At 63.7% G+C, this 15,204-nt stretch carries 16 protein-coding genes and 1 other RNA gene; 9 read left to right on the forward strand and 8 right to left on the reverse strand.

Annotated features, from left to right (window positions below):
• Positions 1–86 precede the first annotated feature (86 nt).
• The 6 genes from ACE4QZ_RS26725 to ACE4QZ_RS26750 all read right to left on the reverse strand — a co-directional run bounded on the left by ACE4QZ_RS26725 (position 87) and on the right by ACE4QZ_RS26750 (position 6,023).
• Entirely contained in the window at positions 87–1,094 is a 1,008-nt protein-coding gene (locus tag ACE4QZ_RS26725) for an extracellular solute-binding protein (RefSeq protein WP_021783539.1), read from the reverse strand.
• A gap of 116 nt (positions 1,095–1,210) precedes the next feature.
• Positions 1,211–2,428, reverse strand: a complete 1,218-nt coding sequence (locus ACE4QZ_RS26730) for a 2-octaprenyl-3-methyl-6-methoxy-1,4-benzoquinol hydroxylase (protein WP_173401667.1) — start codon at positions 2,426–2,428, stop codon at positions 1,211–1,213.
• A gap of 9 nt (positions 2,429–2,437) precedes the next feature.
• Positions 2,438–2,920, reverse strand: a complete 483-nt coding sequence (locus ACE4QZ_RS26735; protein ID WP_021783537.1) for a DUF4442 domain-containing protein — start codon at positions 2,918–2,920, stop codon at positions 2,438–2,440.
• Positions 2,917–4,116 carry a 2-octaprenyl-6-methoxyphenyl hydroxylase gene (ubiH, locus tag ACE4QZ_RS26740; RefSeq protein ID WP_021783536.1) on the reverse strand — a complete coding sequence of 400 codons (1,200 nt, stop codon included), beginning with the start codon at positions 4,114–4,116 and terminating at the stop codon, positions 2,917–2,919. Before ubiH ends, ACE4QZ_RS26735 begins: the two co-directional genes overlap by 4 nt.
• Entirely contained in the window at positions 4,113–5,447 is a 1,335-nt protein-coding gene (gene pepP, locus ACE4QZ_RS26745; RefSeq protein WP_021783535.1) for a Xaa-Pro aminopeptidase, read from the reverse strand. The genes ubiH and pepP overlap by 4 nt, the downstream gene beginning before the upstream one ends.
• Before the next feature lie 21 nt (positions 5,448–5,468).
• The gene (locus ACE4QZ_RS26750; RefSeq protein ID WP_021783534.1) at positions 5,469–6,023 is read right to left on the reverse strand and encodes a YecA family protein; all 555 of its coding nucleotides are present in this window, start codon (positions 6,021–6,023) and stop codon (positions 5,469–5,471) included.
• 181 nt (positions 6,024–6,204) lie between these two features.
• Between ACE4QZ_RS26750 and ACE4QZ_RS26755 the strand changes: the two genes are divergently transcribed.
• The 4 genes from ACE4QZ_RS26755 to ACE4QZ_RS26770 all read left to right on the forward strand — a co-directional run bounded on the left by ACE4QZ_RS26755 (position 6,205) and on the right by ACE4QZ_RS26770 (position 7,634).
• Positions 6,205–6,387 (forward strand): TIGR02449 family protein, encoded by a 183-nt coding sequence (locus tag ACE4QZ_RS26755; RefSeq protein ID WP_031322377.1) that lies wholly within the window; start codon positions 6,205–6,207, stop codon positions 6,385–6,387.
• The gene (locus tag ACE4QZ_RS26760) at positions 6,384–6,704 is read left to right on the forward strand and encodes a cell division protein ZapA (RefSeq protein ID WP_003253687.1); all 321 of its coding nucleotides are present in this window, start codon (positions 6,384–6,386) and stop codon (positions 6,702–6,704) included. Before ACE4QZ_RS26755 ends, ACE4QZ_RS26760 begins: the two co-directional genes overlap by 4 nt.
• A 17-nt stretch (positions 6,705–6,721) precedes the next feature.
• Positions 6,722–6,901, forward strand: a non-coding RNA gene (gene ssrS / locus ACE4QZ_RS26765) — 6S RNA.
• 124 nt (positions 6,902–7,025) lie between these two features.
• On the forward strand, positions 7,026–7,634 hold the full coding sequence (locus ACE4QZ_RS26770; protein WP_021783532.1) for a 5-formyltetrahydrofolate cyclo-ligase: 609 nt from the start codon (positions 7,026–7,028) through the stop codon (positions 7,632–7,634).
• A gap of 19 nt (positions 7,635–7,653) precedes the next feature.
• Here ACE4QZ_RS26770 and ACE4QZ_RS26775 read toward each other — a convergent pair whose 3' ends face one another.
• Positions 7,654–7,806: a hypothetical protein gene (locus tag ACE4QZ_RS26775; RefSeq protein ID WP_021783531.1), complete on the reverse strand. Its 153-nt coding sequence runs from the start codon at positions 7,804–7,806 to the stop codon at positions 7,654–7,656.
• 178 nt (positions 7,807–7,984) lie between these two features.
• On the opposite strand from ACE4QZ_RS26775, the gene ACE4QZ_RS26780 reads away from it, so the two are divergent.
• From ACE4QZ_RS26780 to ACE4QZ_RS26795, 4 genes are all read left to right on the forward strand, one after another.
• Positions 7,985–8,434: an EVE domain-containing protein gene (locus ACE4QZ_RS26780; protein ID WP_010955729.1), complete on the forward strand. Its 450-nt coding sequence runs from the start codon at positions 7,985–7,987 to the stop codon at positions 8,432–8,434.
• Positions 8,435–8,529: 95 nt separating this feature from the next.
• The gene (locus ACE4QZ_RS26785; RefSeq protein WP_021783530.1) at positions 8,530–9,489 is read left to right on the forward strand and encodes an HlyD family secretion protein; all 960 of its coding nucleotides are present in this window, start codon (positions 8,530–8,532) and stop codon (positions 9,487–9,489) included.
• The gene (gene rbbA, locus ACE4QZ_RS26790) at positions 9,486–12,206 is read left to right on the forward strand and encodes a ribosome-associated ATPase/putative transporter RbbA (RefSeq protein ID WP_021783529.1); all 2,721 of its coding nucleotides are present in this window, start codon (positions 9,486–9,488) and stop codon (positions 12,204–12,206) included. The genes ACE4QZ_RS26785 and rbbA overlap by 4 nt, the downstream gene beginning before the upstream one ends.
• Position 12,207: 1 nt before the next feature.
• Entirely contained in the window at positions 12,208–13,320 is a 1,113-nt protein-coding gene (locus ACE4QZ_RS26795; protein ID WP_028698228.1) for an ABC transporter permease, read from the forward strand.
• A gap of 269 nt (positions 13,321–13,589) precedes the next feature.
• On the opposite strand, the gene ACE4QZ_RS26800 is transcribed toward ACE4QZ_RS26795, so the two are convergent.
• The gene (locus tag ACE4QZ_RS26800) at positions 13,590–13,994 is read right to left on the reverse strand and encodes a flagellar basal body-associated protein FliL (protein ID WP_021783527.1); all 405 of its coding nucleotides are present in this window, start codon (positions 13,992–13,994) and stop codon (positions 13,590–13,592) included.
• 157 nt (positions 13,995–14,151) lie between these two features.
• Between ACE4QZ_RS26800 and ACE4QZ_RS26805 the strand changes: the two genes are divergently transcribed.
• A complete protein-coding gene (locus tag ACE4QZ_RS26805) occupies positions 14,152–15,129 on the forward strand; it encodes an NADPH:quinone oxidoreductase family protein (protein WP_021783526.1) in 978 nt (325 codons plus the stop codon).
• The last annotated feature ends 75 nt before the right edge of the window (positions 15,130–15,204 follow it).

Here is a 15,204-nt window from a genome sequence, read left to right on the forward strand (position 1 = left end):
AACCTTCAAAGGCAGTGCAGATCCTGTAGGAGCGGGCTTGCCCGCGAAGAGGCCCTTACAGGCCCCGGAAGGATAAGGCCTGGCGCTTAGTTGTAGCCAGCACGATCCATCAAGCGGATGGCTTCAGCCTGGCGCTTGCCGGCAATTTCCACCGGAATGCTGTCGGCCTTGAAGCTGCCCCACGCCGCCACTTCCTCCGATGGTTTCACCTTCGGGTTGGCCGGGAATTCCTGGTTGATGTCGGCAAACAGCTTCTGCGCTTCTTCGCCGGTCATCCATTCAACCAGTTTCTTCGCGGCTTCCGGGTGTGGCGCGTGCTTGGTCAGGCCGATACCCGAGAGGTTCACGTGAACGCCACGGTCACCCTGGTTGGGCCAGAAGATCTTCACCGGCAGGTTCGGGTTCTGCTTGTGCAGACGGCCGTAGTAGTAGGTGTTGACCACGCCCACATCACACTGCCCGGCCTCGATGGCCTGGATCACCGCATTGTCGTCGGAGAACACATCGGTGGACAGGTTGTTGACCCAACCTTTGACGATTTGCTCGGTCTTGGCCTCACCGTGGGTTTCAATCAGGGTGGCAGTCAGCGACTGGTTGTACACCTTCTTTGCCGTGCGCAGGCACAGACGGCCTTCCCACTGTTTGTCAGCCAGGGCTTCGTAGGTGCTCAATTCTTCGGGTTTGACCCGCTCGGTGGAGTAGATGATGGTGCGGGCGCGCAGGCTCAGGCCGGTCCAGTCGTGCGACGAGGCGCGGTACTGCGACGGGATGTTCTGGTCGATGACGTCGGACTCAATCGGCTGCAGGATGCCCATCTGCTCGGCCTGCCACAGGTTGCCTGCATCGACGGTCAGCAGCAGGTCGGCCACGCCGTTGTCGCCCTCGGCCTTGATGCGCTGCATCAGCGGGGCTTCCTTGTCGGTAATGAACTTGATCTTGACGCCGGTCTTGGCGGTATAGGCATCGAACACCGGCTTGATCAGCTCGTCGATGCGCGAGGAGTACACCACAACTTCGTCCGCTGCCTGGGCAGTGCCGCCGAACAGGGTCAGGGCCAAGGCCAAGGCGGCCAGTAGGGGCTTGCGTGGCAACATGAAAAGCACTCCTCGGATCGTATGAGAGGTGCGAATGGTAGTGAATCCCATTTTCCGGCTCATCTACCTATCCGTTACCGGATGTTGCAAAAGGCTGCTACGCAACCCCGGCACTCTCAAGCCTTGGCCAGATCCGGCAGGTCACCACTCAAACCCATCGCCTGGCGCACAAACAGCGCCTTGGCCTCCGGCATCTGCTCCACCAGCTTCAACCCGCTGTTGCGCAACCAGCGCAACGGCAGCGGATCGGCCTGGAACAACCTCTCGAAGCCCTCCATCGCCGCCATCAACGCCAGGTTGTGCGGCATACGCCGTCGCTCGTAACGGCTCAGCACCTTCACATCCGCCAACCGCTCGCCACGCTCGCAAGCATTGACCAGTACCTCGGCCAGCACCGCAGCGTCGAGGAAGCCGAGGTTCACACCCTGCCCAGCCAGCGGGTGGATGGTGTGCGCGGCATCGCCGATCAACGCCAGGCCTTCACCCACATAGCGCTTGGCGTGGCGTTGGCGCAGCGGCACGCATACCCTTGGGTCGGCCTGCAACACTTGGCCCAGACGGCCCTCGAAGGCACGTTCCAAAGCCTGCCGGAAGGCAGCTTCATCCAGCGCCATCAGTTGCTCGGCTTGCTCCGGGGTGGTCGACCAGACGATCGAGCACCAGTCTTGCTGGCCATCGCGGGTCAACGGCAGGAAAGCCAGCGGACCTTCGTCAGTGAAGCGCTGCCAAGCCGTGGCCTGGTGCCCGGCGCTGCAACGCACGCTGGTGACAATGGCATGATGCAGGTAGTCCCATTCGCGGGTTTCGCAGCCGGCCAGACGCCGCACCGCCGAATTGGCACCGTCGGCAGCAATCACCAATGGCGCACGCAGTTGCCGGCCATCCGCCAGGGTCAGTAGCCACTCATCGCCAGAGCGGCGCAACTGCTCCAGCCGCGCATTGGCCAGCAGGCCGATGTCGCTGTCATGCAGGCGCTCCAGCAGGCTGTCCTGCACCACGCGGTTCTCGACGATATGGCCGAGCACCTGGGCATGCACACTGGCCGCCGAGAAGTGAATCTGCCCGGTGCCGCTGCCATCCCACACATGCATGTCGGAGTACGGCGTGGCGCGCCGCTGGGCAATGCCGTCCCAAGCGCCAAGGCGCTCGAGGATGCGCTGGCTGGCCGCCGACAGCGCGCTGACACGCGGCTCGAACGGGGCCTGGGCATCGAAGGGTACGACCGTCAGCGGGCCACCATCGAGCAACAGGATTTGCAGGCCACTGTGGCGCAACGCCAGGGCCAGGGCGCTGCCGACCATACCGGCACCGACAATCAACAGATCTGCGCGCATTTCCATGCCTTACGCCAGCCTCGCTTGCGGCTTGAGCCGCACATATAGGGTTTTATCGACCCGCGCCACCAACTCGCCGGCGCCATCGCGGATATCGACCTGCAAACGCGGCAGGCATTTCTTGCCGGTGGCTGCCTGCTGGCGGATTTCGTCCAGCAGTGCGTCACCGACGTGAAGCTCGGCATAGACCGGGCCTTTGCCCGGCGAGATGAAGTCGATGCTGGCGGCCTTGTCCCAGACGATGTAGTCACGCCCCAGCTGCTCGATCAGCAGCAGCATGTAGAACGGGTCGACCATGGCATACAGGCTGCCACCGAACTGGGTGCCGACGTAATTGCGGTTCCAGCGGGTCAGCTTCATCGCCACCTTGACGCTACGCAGGTCCGGGCTGATGTGCTGCACACGGATACCGGCACCCAGGTACGGTGGGTAGAGGTTCAGCAGCCAGCGCAGCATGCGCGCCCGGCGCGCCAGTTTACGCGGGTTGCTCATGCCTGGCCCCGCGGATCAGGACGGGTGCCCAGGCCCATGGCCTGGCGGGCGAACCAGCTTTTTGCCGGTGGCAACAGGTCGAGCCCGAGCAGGCCCAGGTTGCGCCCGGCAGTCAGCAACGGCTGATTGCTGCCGAACAGGCGGGTGACCTGGTCGGAGAAGCCGATGGTCATCGCCTGGTCCAGGCGCTGGCGCTGGTGATAGGCCTGCAGCGTGGTCAGGTCGCCAGGCTGCTGTGGACCTGCCAGCAGCGCTTCGGCCAGGGATTGCACGTCACGCAGCGACAGATTGAAACCCTGACCCGCGATGGGGTGCAGGCTGTGTGCTGCGTTGCCCAGCACCACCAGGTGCGGCCGCACCTGCTCCTGGGCCTCGATCAAGGACAGCGGGTAGAGGTGCCGTGCGCCCACCTGGCGCAGCGCGCCCAGGCGGTAGCCGAACACGCCCTGCAGTTCGCGCAGGAAGCTGCGCTCGTCGATGTCGGCCAGGCGCCGCGCATCCATGCCCTGACGGGTCCATACCAGTGCGCAGCGGTTTTCCGGCAACGGCAGCAAGGCCATGGGGCCCTCTTCGGTGAAGCGCTCGAAAGCCTGGCCGCCATGGGCCTCACCCGGGGTAATGTTGGCGATCAACGCGCTCTGCTGGTACGGCGTGTGGCGCACATGGATACCCAACTGCTCGCGCAAGCCGGAGCGGCCTCCATCGGCCAGTACCGCCAGGTCACATTCCAGTTGGGTATCGTCGTTCAGCCGCAGGCGGTAACCGCGTTCGGTGGCCTGCATCGAGGTGACTTCCGCCGGGCAGCGCCAGCTGACCACCTCGCTGTCCAGCCCTTGCCACAGGCACTGCCCGAGCCAGGCGTTTTCCACCACGTAACCCAGCGCCGGTACGCCCTCTTCCAGGGCATCCAGGCGGGTGGCGCCAAAGCGACCACGGTCGGAAACGTGAATCTGCCGGATAGGCTCGGCGCGGCGGCCGATGGCCTGCCACAGGCCCAGTTGTTGATAAATCTGCTGGGTACCGAATGACAACGCCGACGAGCGTGCATCGTAACTGGGCTGGTAGCTGTCGCCGGGGGCGAACGGCTCGATCAGCAGGATCTTCCAGCCGCGCGCCTTGGCGCCGGCCTGCAGGGCCAAAGCCAGGCTTGCGCCAACCAGGCCGCCGCCAATGATCGCCAGGTTCACCCGGCTCATGCCACGGCCTTGCGGGCAGCCTGCATCAGCGCCTCGATCTCGGCGACCGTACGCGGCACGCCCGAAGTCAGGATTTCACAACCTTGCCTGGTCACTACCACGTCATCCTCGATCCTTACCCCAATACCGCGCCACTTTTTGGCCACGGCCTGATTGTCGGCGCCAATGTAGATCCCCGGTTCCACGGTCAGCGCCATGCCAGGTTCCAGTACCCGCCACTCGCCGCCCACCTTGTACTCGCCCACGTCGTGCACATCCATGCCCAGCCAGTGCCCGGCGCGGTGCATGTAGAAGGCGCGATACGCTTCGCTGTCGATCAGCGCCTGCACGTCCCCGTCGAGCAAGCCCAGCTCCACCAGGCCCGCGGTAATGACCCGCACGGTCGCCTCATGGGCGTGGTTCCAGTGCTTGCCGGGGGCTATTTCGGCAAACGCCGCCGCCTGCGCCTTGAGCACCAGCTCGTAGATGGCCTTCTGCTCGGGCGAAAACCGCCCACTGACCGGGAAGGTGCGGGTGATGTCGCTGGCATAGCAGTCGATTTCGCAGCCGGCGTCGATCAGCACCAGGTCGCCATCCTTGAGCGGCGCATCGTTCTGTTGGTAGTGCAGGATGCAGCCATTGCGCCCGGCCGCAACAATCGAGCCGTAGGCCGGCATCTTTGCCCCGCCCTTGCGGAATTCGTAATCCAGCTCGGCTTCCAGGCTGTACTCGTGCAGCCCGGCCCGGCAGGCCTGCATGGCCCGCACGTGGGCTCGCGCAGAAATATCTGCGGCAGCACGCATCACCTTCACTTCCGCCGCCGATTTATACAGGCGCATATCGTGCAACAGATGATCCAGCGCAACGAACTCGTTCGGAGGCTGGGCGCCCAGGCGTGCCTTGGAGCGGATCACGTTGATCCAATCCATCAGCCGGCGGTCGAACTCCGGGTTGCTGCCCATGGCGCTGTAGACCCGCTCGCGGCCTTCGATCAGGCCAGGCAGGATCTCGTCGATATCCGTGATGGGGAAGGCATCGTCAGCGCCGAAATCGCGCACTGCCCCTTCCTGGCCCGCCCGCAGGCCGTCCCACAGCTCGCGCTCGGGGTTGCGTTCACGGCAGAACAGCACGTACTCGCCATGCTCGCGCCCCGGAATCAAAGCAATCACCGCCTCGGGCTCCGGGAAGCCGCTGAGGTACTGGAAGTCGCTGTCCTGGCGGTACACGTGCTCGACGTCGCGGTTGCGGATGGCAACTGCGGCGGCGGGCAGAATGGCGATGCTGTTGGGGACCATCTGCGCCATCAGCGCCTTGCGCCGACGGGCATACTCGGCCTTGGGAATGTGGCTCATGGGCAGACTACCCCTGGTTGATCAGTGCAGCGAGGGCTTGGGCGCGGGTGCGGCCGGCTTGGCCAGTTCGGAGAACAGCAGCAGGGGCGCCACGCGCAGGTATTCCATGACTTCCATGTAGTCGCTCTCGCCGTCTTCGGACTCTTCGAGCGCTTCCTGGACCTGCGAAATGGCTACCAGGTCCTGCAGCACTTCCTTGGCCTCGTCGGACAAGTCCTTACCGCCAGCGTTCAGGCCGAAACCGGTCACGAAGCCTTGGCACCACTGGCCCAGCGCGGTGGCGCGGTCGCTCAGTGCAGCATCATCGGTAGGCAGCAGCAGGACGATCGCCATGTCGTCGCTGGTCAGCTCGCCCTTGACCATTTCCTGCAAACCGACCAAGGCATTGCGGACCCTGTCACCAGGCTCGGTTTCCAGCAGTTGGGCGGCATCGGCCAACCAGGCATCGGCATCGAAGCCGGCCCCGGCGCAGCTGCGGCCAATCAGCAGGCCGTGCAGTTCGGCCGGGGTGACGGGATGACCATTGCTCGAGAGCAGCATGGCGAAGGCGTTGTAGGGCGATTGAGTATTGGGCATGGGCAGCTAGGCGCCAGACGGCGCAATGTCTAGAATGAAGACCTTGTATCCTAGCATCGGCAGGCGCGCCAAGACTATCGGCACTGGCCGTTGCCGCCCAGGGAGAGGCATCATCGCCAGGGGACTCAACGACGGAGCGAATCGAGTGCAACCCACGCAAGAGAACGACCTGCAGGCACTGATGAGCCGATTCGAGTTGCTGATCGAACGCATCGAGCAACTAAAACGGCAAAATGCACTCCTAGTAGCTCAGGAAAAATCCTGGCGCGAAGAGCGCGCCCACCTCATCGAAAAGAACGAGATCGCCAAGCGCAAAGTCGAGTCGATGATTTTACGCCTCAAGGCTCTGGAGCAAGACTCATGAGTTCAAGCAATAGCGTCACTGTGCAGATCCTCGACAAGGAATACTCGATCATCTGCCCGCCGGAAGAGCGCAACAACCTGGTCAGCGCTGCGCGCTACCTGGACGGCAAAATGCGCGAAATCCGCAGCAGCGGCAAGGTGATCGGTGCCGACCGCATCGCGGTCATGGCAGCGTTGAACATTACCCACGAAATGCTGCACCGCCAGGAAGACCGCAATGATGCGCCGGTCAGCGGCACAAACCGCGAACAGGTGCGCGACCTGCTGGATCGGGTAGATAAGGCTTTGTCCGACGACACGGATACCAAAATCGGCTGAGATTGGTATACTGGCGCCACTCCCTGGGGGATGCGCCAGTCGGTTATGTCCCTGAGCCGATACGCACAACCACGGGGGTTGCACGCTGGGGCCGGTGTGCATGTCCGCCCGACGGAAAGCCTTAACGCCCCCTGCAATCTCCACCTTGAACTTTCGGGTTCAAGGGCTACACCGATAGCGGTCTTATCGGGGAGCCTGAATTCTCTTGCCCGCCCTCCCCGGCGGGCAATTCGTTTTGGCCGACTTTATTCAAGCTTTGTACGAATAGTCACCGCGCAGGCACTTTTCGTATAAGGCAGCACATCTGGGACCGCCTGTGCCATGACCGAAACCGTGCCGCTCACCCGCCCCCAGCTACGTCGCCTGCTTCGCAATGCCCGCCGCGCCCTGACCCCTGCCCAGCAACGCCAGGCTACGCTCGGCCTGTACCGCCAGTTGGCGCAACACCCCTTGTTCCGCCGCGCCCGCCACATCGCCCTGTACCTGCCCAACGACGGTGAAATCGACCCTCGCCTACTGCTACGCGAAGCACAGCGTCGCGGCAAGCGCACCTATCTGCCGGTGCTGCACGCCTGGCCGCGCACGCGCATGGTGTTCCAGCGTTTTGAGCAGGGTGAGAAGCTCAAGCCCAATCGCTTCCGTATTCCAGAGCCGATAATCGATCGCAAACGCCAACGGCCAATCTGGGCGCTGGATCTGATTCTGCTACCGCTGGTCGGTTTTGACGAAGTGGGCGGACGCCTGGGAATGGGCGGTGGCTTCTATGATCGCAGCCTGGCCTACCAGGCGCGTCGGCAAACCTGGAAAAAACCGTTGCTGCTGGGGCTGGCGCATGAATGCCAGAAGGTCGAGCGGCTGGCGCAGGCCAGTTGGGACGTACCACTGCAAGGCACGGTCTCGGACCGTGGCTGGTACCTGGCGCCACGTTGAGCGGCGCCAGCGGGGGATATCAACGTTGTGGCTGGCTGGCGTCAACCGGCATCTGATAGGCGCTGTCCAGCTTGCGCTCCCAGAACCCTTGCGCATAACCGGTAGTGACCACACCCAGGCCAAAAATGAACACCAGGATCCACAGTAGATCCGGCTTTTTACGTTGATTCATCGGAGATTGCCCCCCAGGCAAACTGTTCTGTACTCGGCGATATTCTGGGTACCGCCGGTGCACGCGCTTTAAACGGTGCGCATTTTCCGACAACATGCGTCCGCACGCAAACCTTGACGCCAACCGGCTGTCGGTTTCGTGCAACAGGTTATTTCAAACCTTTTCAGGAGCAGCATTCATGGCCTACTGGCTGATGAAATCCGAGCCCGACGAGCTCTCCATCGAAGCCCTCGCACGCTTGGGTGAAGCGCGCTGGGACGGCGTGCGCAACTATCAGGCGCGTAATTTTTTGCGGGCCATGAGCGTAGGTGACGAATTTTTCTTCTACCACTCCAGCTGCCCGCAACCCGGCATCGCCGGCATTGCCAGAATCACCCGCGCGGCCTACCCGGACCCTACCGCGCTGGACCCGGAAAGCCATTATCACGATGCCAAGGCCACGACCGACAAGAACCCGTGGAGCGCAGTGGATGTGGCCCACGTACAAACCTTCCCAAGGGTGCTGGAACTGGGGAGGCTGAAACAGCAGGCTGGGCTGGTCGAGTTGCCGCTGGTGCAAAAAGGCAGCCGCCTGTCGGTCATGCCGGTAACGCCCGAGCAATGGGCGGTGATTGTCGCGTTGCGCTGAATGCGCAGCTAAGGTCAAGGGCTTGACCAATATCAACACGCCATACATGGCCGTCAGGCATGATGGACTGTGCATGACCGCAAGGATGCAGATCGATGAACCGATACGCCCCTAGAATCTTCGCCACTGCACTGATCGCACTGCTCGTTGCAGCCGGCGGGCTGGGGTACTGGAAGTCGCTCCACGACCAGTTGCCCGAAGGCCTGAGCATGGGCAACGGCCGCCTTGAAGCCACCGAAGTGCAGATCGCCAGCAAGATCCCAGGTCGCCTGGCCGAAGTACTGGTCGATGAAGGCGACAACGTTACCCGTGGTCAGCTACTGGCACGCATCGACACCCGCACGATGGAAGCCCAGCGCAGCCAGGCCGAAGCCGAAGTGCTGCGCGCCCGGGAAAACTACGCCGCCGCCCAGGCCAGCGTGCAACTGCGCCAGAGCGAACTGCTGCTGGCCAGCCAGGAGCTCAAGCGCGTGCGCGAAATTTTCCAGCGCAAGTACGCCAGCCAGCAGTTGCTCGACCAACAGCAGGCGCGCTTTGACACGGCCAACGCAGCAGTAGTCGCCGCCCGCGCCCAACTGGCAGCGATCAAGGCTGCAATCGGTGCCGCCGAGGCGCAAGTCGCCCAACTCACCAGCGAAATCGATGACAGCAGCCTGCGTGCGCCCATCAACGGCATCATCCAGCTGCGCCTGGCCGAACCCGGTGAAGTGCTGGGTGCCGGCGGCCGGGTCTTGATGCTGATCGACCCCAGCGACCAGTACATGAACCTGTACCTGCCTGCGTCCACCAGCGGCCGACTGACCGTAGGCGATCAGGCGCGCATCGTGCTCGACGCCCTGCCCGAGCGCGCGCTGCCGGCCAAGGTGGCCTTTGTCGCAGCCAAGGCCCAGTTCACCCCCAAACAGGTGGAAACCCGCGACGAACGGCAAAAGCTGGTGTTCCGGGTCAAACTGCGCCTGAGCGACCCGGGCGCCGTGCCGCAAGCCAAGCCAGGCATGCCAGGCGCCGGCTATGTACGCACGGCTGAGGTGGACTGGCCGGCCAACCTGCAATGAACGCCCCGGCGCTGCTGGCCGAAGGCATCAGCCACCGTTACGGCGACCTCATAGCCCTGCACCCGCTAGGTTTCAGCCTGCCTGTGGGCACCCGCTGCGCGCTGATCGGCCCCGATGGGGCCGGTAAATCGACCCTGCTGGGGTTGATCGCCGGCGTAAAACGCCTGCAGCAGGGAGAGCTGCAGGTGCTGGGCGGCTCGATCCGCCAACGCCGCCATCGCACCGCGCTATACCCCAAAGTAGCGTTCATGCCGCAGGGGCTGGGCAACAACCTGTACCCGGAACTGTCGATCAGCGAGAACATCCGCTTTTTCGCCACCCTGTTCGGGCTGGGCCGCCGCGAGTGTGAGCAGCGCATGGCCAATCTGTTGCAGGCCACCGACCTGCAGCGCTTTGCTCAGCGCCCGGCCGGCAAGCTGTCGGGTGGCATGAAGCAGAAGCTGGGCCTTTGCTGCGCGCTGATCCACGAGCCAGACCTGCTGATCCTGGACGAGCCGACCACCGGCGTCGACCCACTGTCGCGGCGGCGCTTCTGGGAGCTGGTTGAGCAGGTTCGCGCACAACGCCCGCAACTGACCCTGCTGGTGGCTACCGCCTACATGGAAGAAGCCGAACAGTTCGAGCATTGCCTGATGCTCGATGGCGGCCACTTGCTGGCCGCCGGCCCTAGCCACGAACTGGCTGCAGTAACCCCCAGCGGCAAGCTGGATGACGCCTTTACCCACTACCAGGGCGCGGGCAAGGCGCAGCATCAACCACTGGCAATCCCGCCGCGCCAAGCCACGGACGGCCCGGTCGCCATCGAGGCACACGACCTGACTCTGCGCTTTGGCGACTTCACGGCGGTGAACAAGGTCAGTTTCGCCATTGGCCGAGGGGAGATCTTTGGCTTCCTGGGTTCCAACGGTTGCGGCAAGACCACCACCATGAAGGTGCTCACCGGCCTGATGCCGGCCAGCGAGGGCAGCGCTAGCCTGCTGGGTCGCCCGGTGGACGCCAGCGACCTGGCCACACGCAAGCGGGTCGGCTTCATGTCGCAGAGTTTCTCTCTGTATGGCGAGCTCAGCACCCGGCAGAACCTGGCCCTGCATGCCCGCCTGTTCGACTTGCCCAAAGCCGAGAGCGCCCAGCGCATCGATGAGCTGATCGAGCGCTTCGACCTCGCCGCTATCGCCGACCAACCGTCTGGCGCCCTGCCCCTTGGTTTGCGCCAGCGCCTGTCGCTGGCAGTGGCGGTTCTGCATCGCCCGGAAGTCTTGATCCTCGACGAACCGACCTCCGGCGTCGACCCCGCCGCCCGCGACGACTTCTGGCGCCTGCTGGTAGAGCTGTCCCGCGAGCAGGGCGTGACCATTTTCCTCTCCACCCACTTCATGAACGAAGCCCAGCGCTGCGATCGTATTTCGCTGATGCACGCCGGGCGGGTGCTGGCCTGCGACACACCCGATGCCCTGCAGCATCAGTACCAGGGCGCCACGCTGGAGGACGCGTTCGTTCGCTGCCTGGAGCAGGCCCAGGAGCTGGCGCCAGCCGCCACCGACAGCAGCGTGCTGGAACAGGCGTCCACCCCCACCCTGCCGCTACGCCAGGGTTTCAGCCTGCGCCGCCTGCTGGCAGTGGCCGGCCGTGAGGGCAAGGAGCTGCTGCGCGACAAGGTGCGCCTGGCCTTTGCCTTACTGGGTGCACTGTTCATGATGGTGATCTTCGGCTACGGCATTTCACTGGATGTGGAAAACCTCGCCTTCGCCGTGCACGATCAGGACCAGAGCCCGCAAAGTCGCGCCTACCTCGAAGCCTTCCGTGGCTCACGCTACTTCGCTGAACAAGCGCCAATCCGCGACAGCAGAGAGCTGCACCAACGCCTGCAACGCTCGGAAATCAAACTGGCACTGGAGATTCCGCCCGGCTTTGGCCGCGACCTGTATGCAGGGCGCCAGCCGGTGGTGGCCGCCTGGCTCGACGGTGGCATGCCGTTCCGCGCAGAAACCAGCCGCAACTACGTGGAAGCCGTGCACCAGGCCAACCTGGAGCAACTGGCACAGGCCAGCCCACAACCGCAGCCACGCCAGGACCCGGTGCGCCTGGAAACGCGTTTCCGCTACAACCAGGATGTGGTCAGCGTGAACGCCATCGGCCCTGGCGTAATGGCGCTGATATTGGCCTTCATTCCGGCCATGCTCACTGCGCTGGGCATCGTGCGCGAGAAGGAGCTCGGCTCCATCACCAACTTCTACGCCACACCCCTCACCCGCCTGGAGTTCCTGCTTGGCAAGCAGATGCCCTACCTGGCTGTGAGCCTGGTCAACCTGGCGCTGTTGGTGGCGATGAACCGCTGGCTGTTCGCCGTACCGCTCAAGGGCAGCGTACTGGCCCTGGCGTGTGGCGGCATGGCCTACCTGCTGGCAACCACCAGCCTGGGCCTGCTGATCTCGGCATTCACCCGCACCCAGATCGCCGCCATTCTCGGCACCATGATCATTACCAGCCTGCCGACCATCCAGTTTTCCGGGCTGATCGTGCCACGTTCGTCGCTAGACGGCGCGGCAGCGGTGATGGGCCAGTTGTTCCCGGCAGGCTACTTCCTCGACATCGCAGTCGGCACCTTCACCAAGGCGTTAGGCCTGCGTGAGTTGTGGCCGCAGTGCCTGATCCTGCTCAGTTTCTTTGCCGCATTCACTGGCCTGAGCCTGGCAATGCTGAAGAAACAGGAGGCCTGACATGTCGCGCCTGAACCACACCCTGCGCCTGGGCCTGAAAGAACTGACCAGCCTGCGCCATGACAGCGTACTGCTGCTGTTCCTGCTATATGCCTTCAGCGTGGCGATCTACATGCCGGCAGCCGGCTCGGTGATCGGCGTACACAACGCCAGCGTGGCGGTGGTGGATGAAGACCATAGCCTGCTCTCGCGCAAGCTCAGCGAAGCCCTGCAACCGCCCGAGTTCCAGCCAGCCGTGCCGCTGCCTCCGCAGCGCCTGGACCAGGCCATGGACAGCGGCCAGTACACCTTCGTCATCAACATACCGGTGAACTTTCAGAGCGACCTGCTGGCCGGGCGCTCGCCGGAGCTGCAGATCAACGTCGACGCCACGGCCATGAGCCAAGCATTCATGGGCGCCGGCTACATCGGCCGCATCTTCGAGCGCGAGCTGCTCGACTACAGCCAGCGTGGCAACGTGCAAAGCCCGGTGCTAATCAACCCCAAGGCGCTGTTCAACCCCAACCTGGAGGGGGGCTGGTTTCTGGCAGTGATCCAGATCGTCAACAACATCACCATCCTGGCGATCATCCTCACCGGCACCGCGCTGCTGCGCGAGCGTGAGCACGGCACCCTCGACCACCTGCTGGTGCTGCCGCTGACCGCGCTGGAGATCATGCTGGCCAAGATCGGCAGCAACGCGCTGGTGGTGGTGATCTGCACCTGGATTTCGTTGGTGGTAGTCGTCAAAGGTGCACTGGGCGTGCCGCTTTCTGGCTCGATGGGGCTGTTCCTGGCCGTGACCGCGCTGTACCTGTTCGCCAGCACTGCGCTGGGTATTTTCCTCGCCACCCTGGCGCGCTCGACGCCGCAGTTCGGCTTGCTGGCGATCCCGGTGATCATCCCGATGCTGTTGCTGTCCGGTGGCAGCACACCACTGGACAGCATGCCGCAGTGGCTGCAGTGGGTGATGCAGGGGTCACCCTCAACGCACTTTGTCAGCCTGAGTGCCGCAATCCTGTTCCGGGATGCCGGGTGGGCGGTGGTATGGCCGGATATCCTGGTGCTGACGCTGATCGGCCTGGTGTTCTTCAGCGTGGCCCTCGCGCGGTTCCGCCGTACCCTGGCGTCCTGAAGGCATGCGCGAGCGTCCGCCGAAAGTTGGAAAACTGGCACAAAGACAAAGGGCGCCTTTCGGCGCCCTACTCACAGACAGGTCGACTTGTCATCGCCATATACCTGCCCGGCTCTGTAATTGCTGGTGTCCAATCTGGAGGTAGCCACCCTGTAGATCATGTCGCACTTGACCCAGCATGGCTTACAGGAAAGACAGAAGGGTCCTACACACGGGGTAAGCCTGAATTCAATCCGACTTACCAGTGATGGACCTCACACTGTTTCAGGTCACTGCACGATCAGGTTGTTGAACAGCAGGTCCTCAACGATCGGCTTGCCCTCTTCCGCCTCCAGTACCTGCTGCACCTGTTTCAGCGCCTCTTGGCGAAGATGCTCCTTGGCCTCGACGTTGCTCATGCTGTCCACCGTCTGCTGGGTGAACAATGCCACCAGTTGGTTACGGATCAGCGGTTCGTGGTGCTTGACCGTCTTGGCCGCTTCGTCACCCGTCACGCGCAGGGCCACGTCAGCCTTGTACACGCGCAGCCGCGGGCTGCCGTCGAGCGCATAGTTGCCAACAAAGGGCGGGCTCAGACTGATGTAGGCGACCTTGGGCGCCCCTTCCTTGGCTTCTTCGGCCATGGCCGCAGCCGGCAGCAGCAGCGCCAGCACCATCAAGATCCACGCTTTCACGAATTCGCTCCTCAATACAATTGGCGCCAGCTTACCCAGCACACCGCTCAAACCCAAGCCCGGGCTTATGCCGCCCCATCAGGGCGGGCCATGCTCGTTGACCCACCAAGCGGCCCTCCTACACTTATCGGCCACTACCCGCAAAGGAATAGCCCCGATGAAAGCTGTGTTGTGCAAAACCCTGGGTCCAGCGCGCAACCTGGTGCTGGAAGAGGTGGCCAGCCCACTGCCGAAGAAAAACGAGATCCTGCTGGACGTGCACGCTGCCGGGGTCAACTTCCCCGACACCCTGATCATCGAAGGCAAGTACCAGTTCCAGCCACCGCTGCCGTTCTCTCCCGGTGGAGAGGCAGCGGGCGTGGTGGCCGCCATCGGTGAAAAGGCCGGTGCGTTCAAGGTAGGCGACCGGGTCATGGCGCTCACCGGCTGGGGTGCGTTCGCCGAGCAAGTGGCGGTGCCGTTCTATAACGTTCTGCCGATCCCGGCGAGCATGGACTTCACCACCGCTGCGGCCTTCGGCATGACCTACGGCACCTCGATGCACGCCCTGCGCCAGCGTGGCCAGTTGCAGGCAGGCGAGACGCTGCTGGTACTGGGCGCTTCCGGTGGGGTCGGCCTGGCGGCGGTGGAGATCGGCAAGGCCATGGGCGCGCGGGTGATCGCGGCGGCCAGCAGCGCCGAGAAACTGGCCGTGGCCAAGGCTGCCGGGGCGGATGAACTGATCGATTACAGCCAGGCCAACCTGCGCGAAGAAATCAAACGTCTGACCGGCGGCCAAGGCGTGGACGTGATCTACGACCCGGTCGGAGGCGAGCTGTTCGAACAAGCGGTGCGCGGGTTGGCCTGGAATGGCAGGCTGCTGGTGGTGGGTTTTGCCAGCGGCAGCATTCCACAGCTGACGGCCAACCTGGTGCTGCTCAAGGGCGCGGCGGTACTGGGCGTGTTCTGGGGGGCATTTGCCCAGCGCCAGCCGGAGGACAATGCCGCCAACTTCCGCCAGCTGTTTGCCTGGCATGCCGAGGGCAAGTTGAAGCCGCTGGTGTCGCAGACTTATCCACTGGAACAAGCCGGGGCTGCTATAGAGAAGCTGGGGCAACGGCAGGCTGTGGGTAAGTTGGTGGTGCTGGCCAGGTAAGGCAGTACCGCGAATACGGTGGTGACGGCAACGGTTAACGGCGGGTGGAATTGGCCGGCAGGCCCGGCCCCTTCG

Origin of the sequence: Pseudomonas sp. DCA-1, assembly GCF_046523955.1 — a bacterium.
GTDB classification, from domain to species: Bacteria; Pseudomonadota; Gammaproteobacteria; order Pseudomonadales; family Pseudomonadaceae; genus Aquipseudomonas; species Aquipseudomonas putida_Y.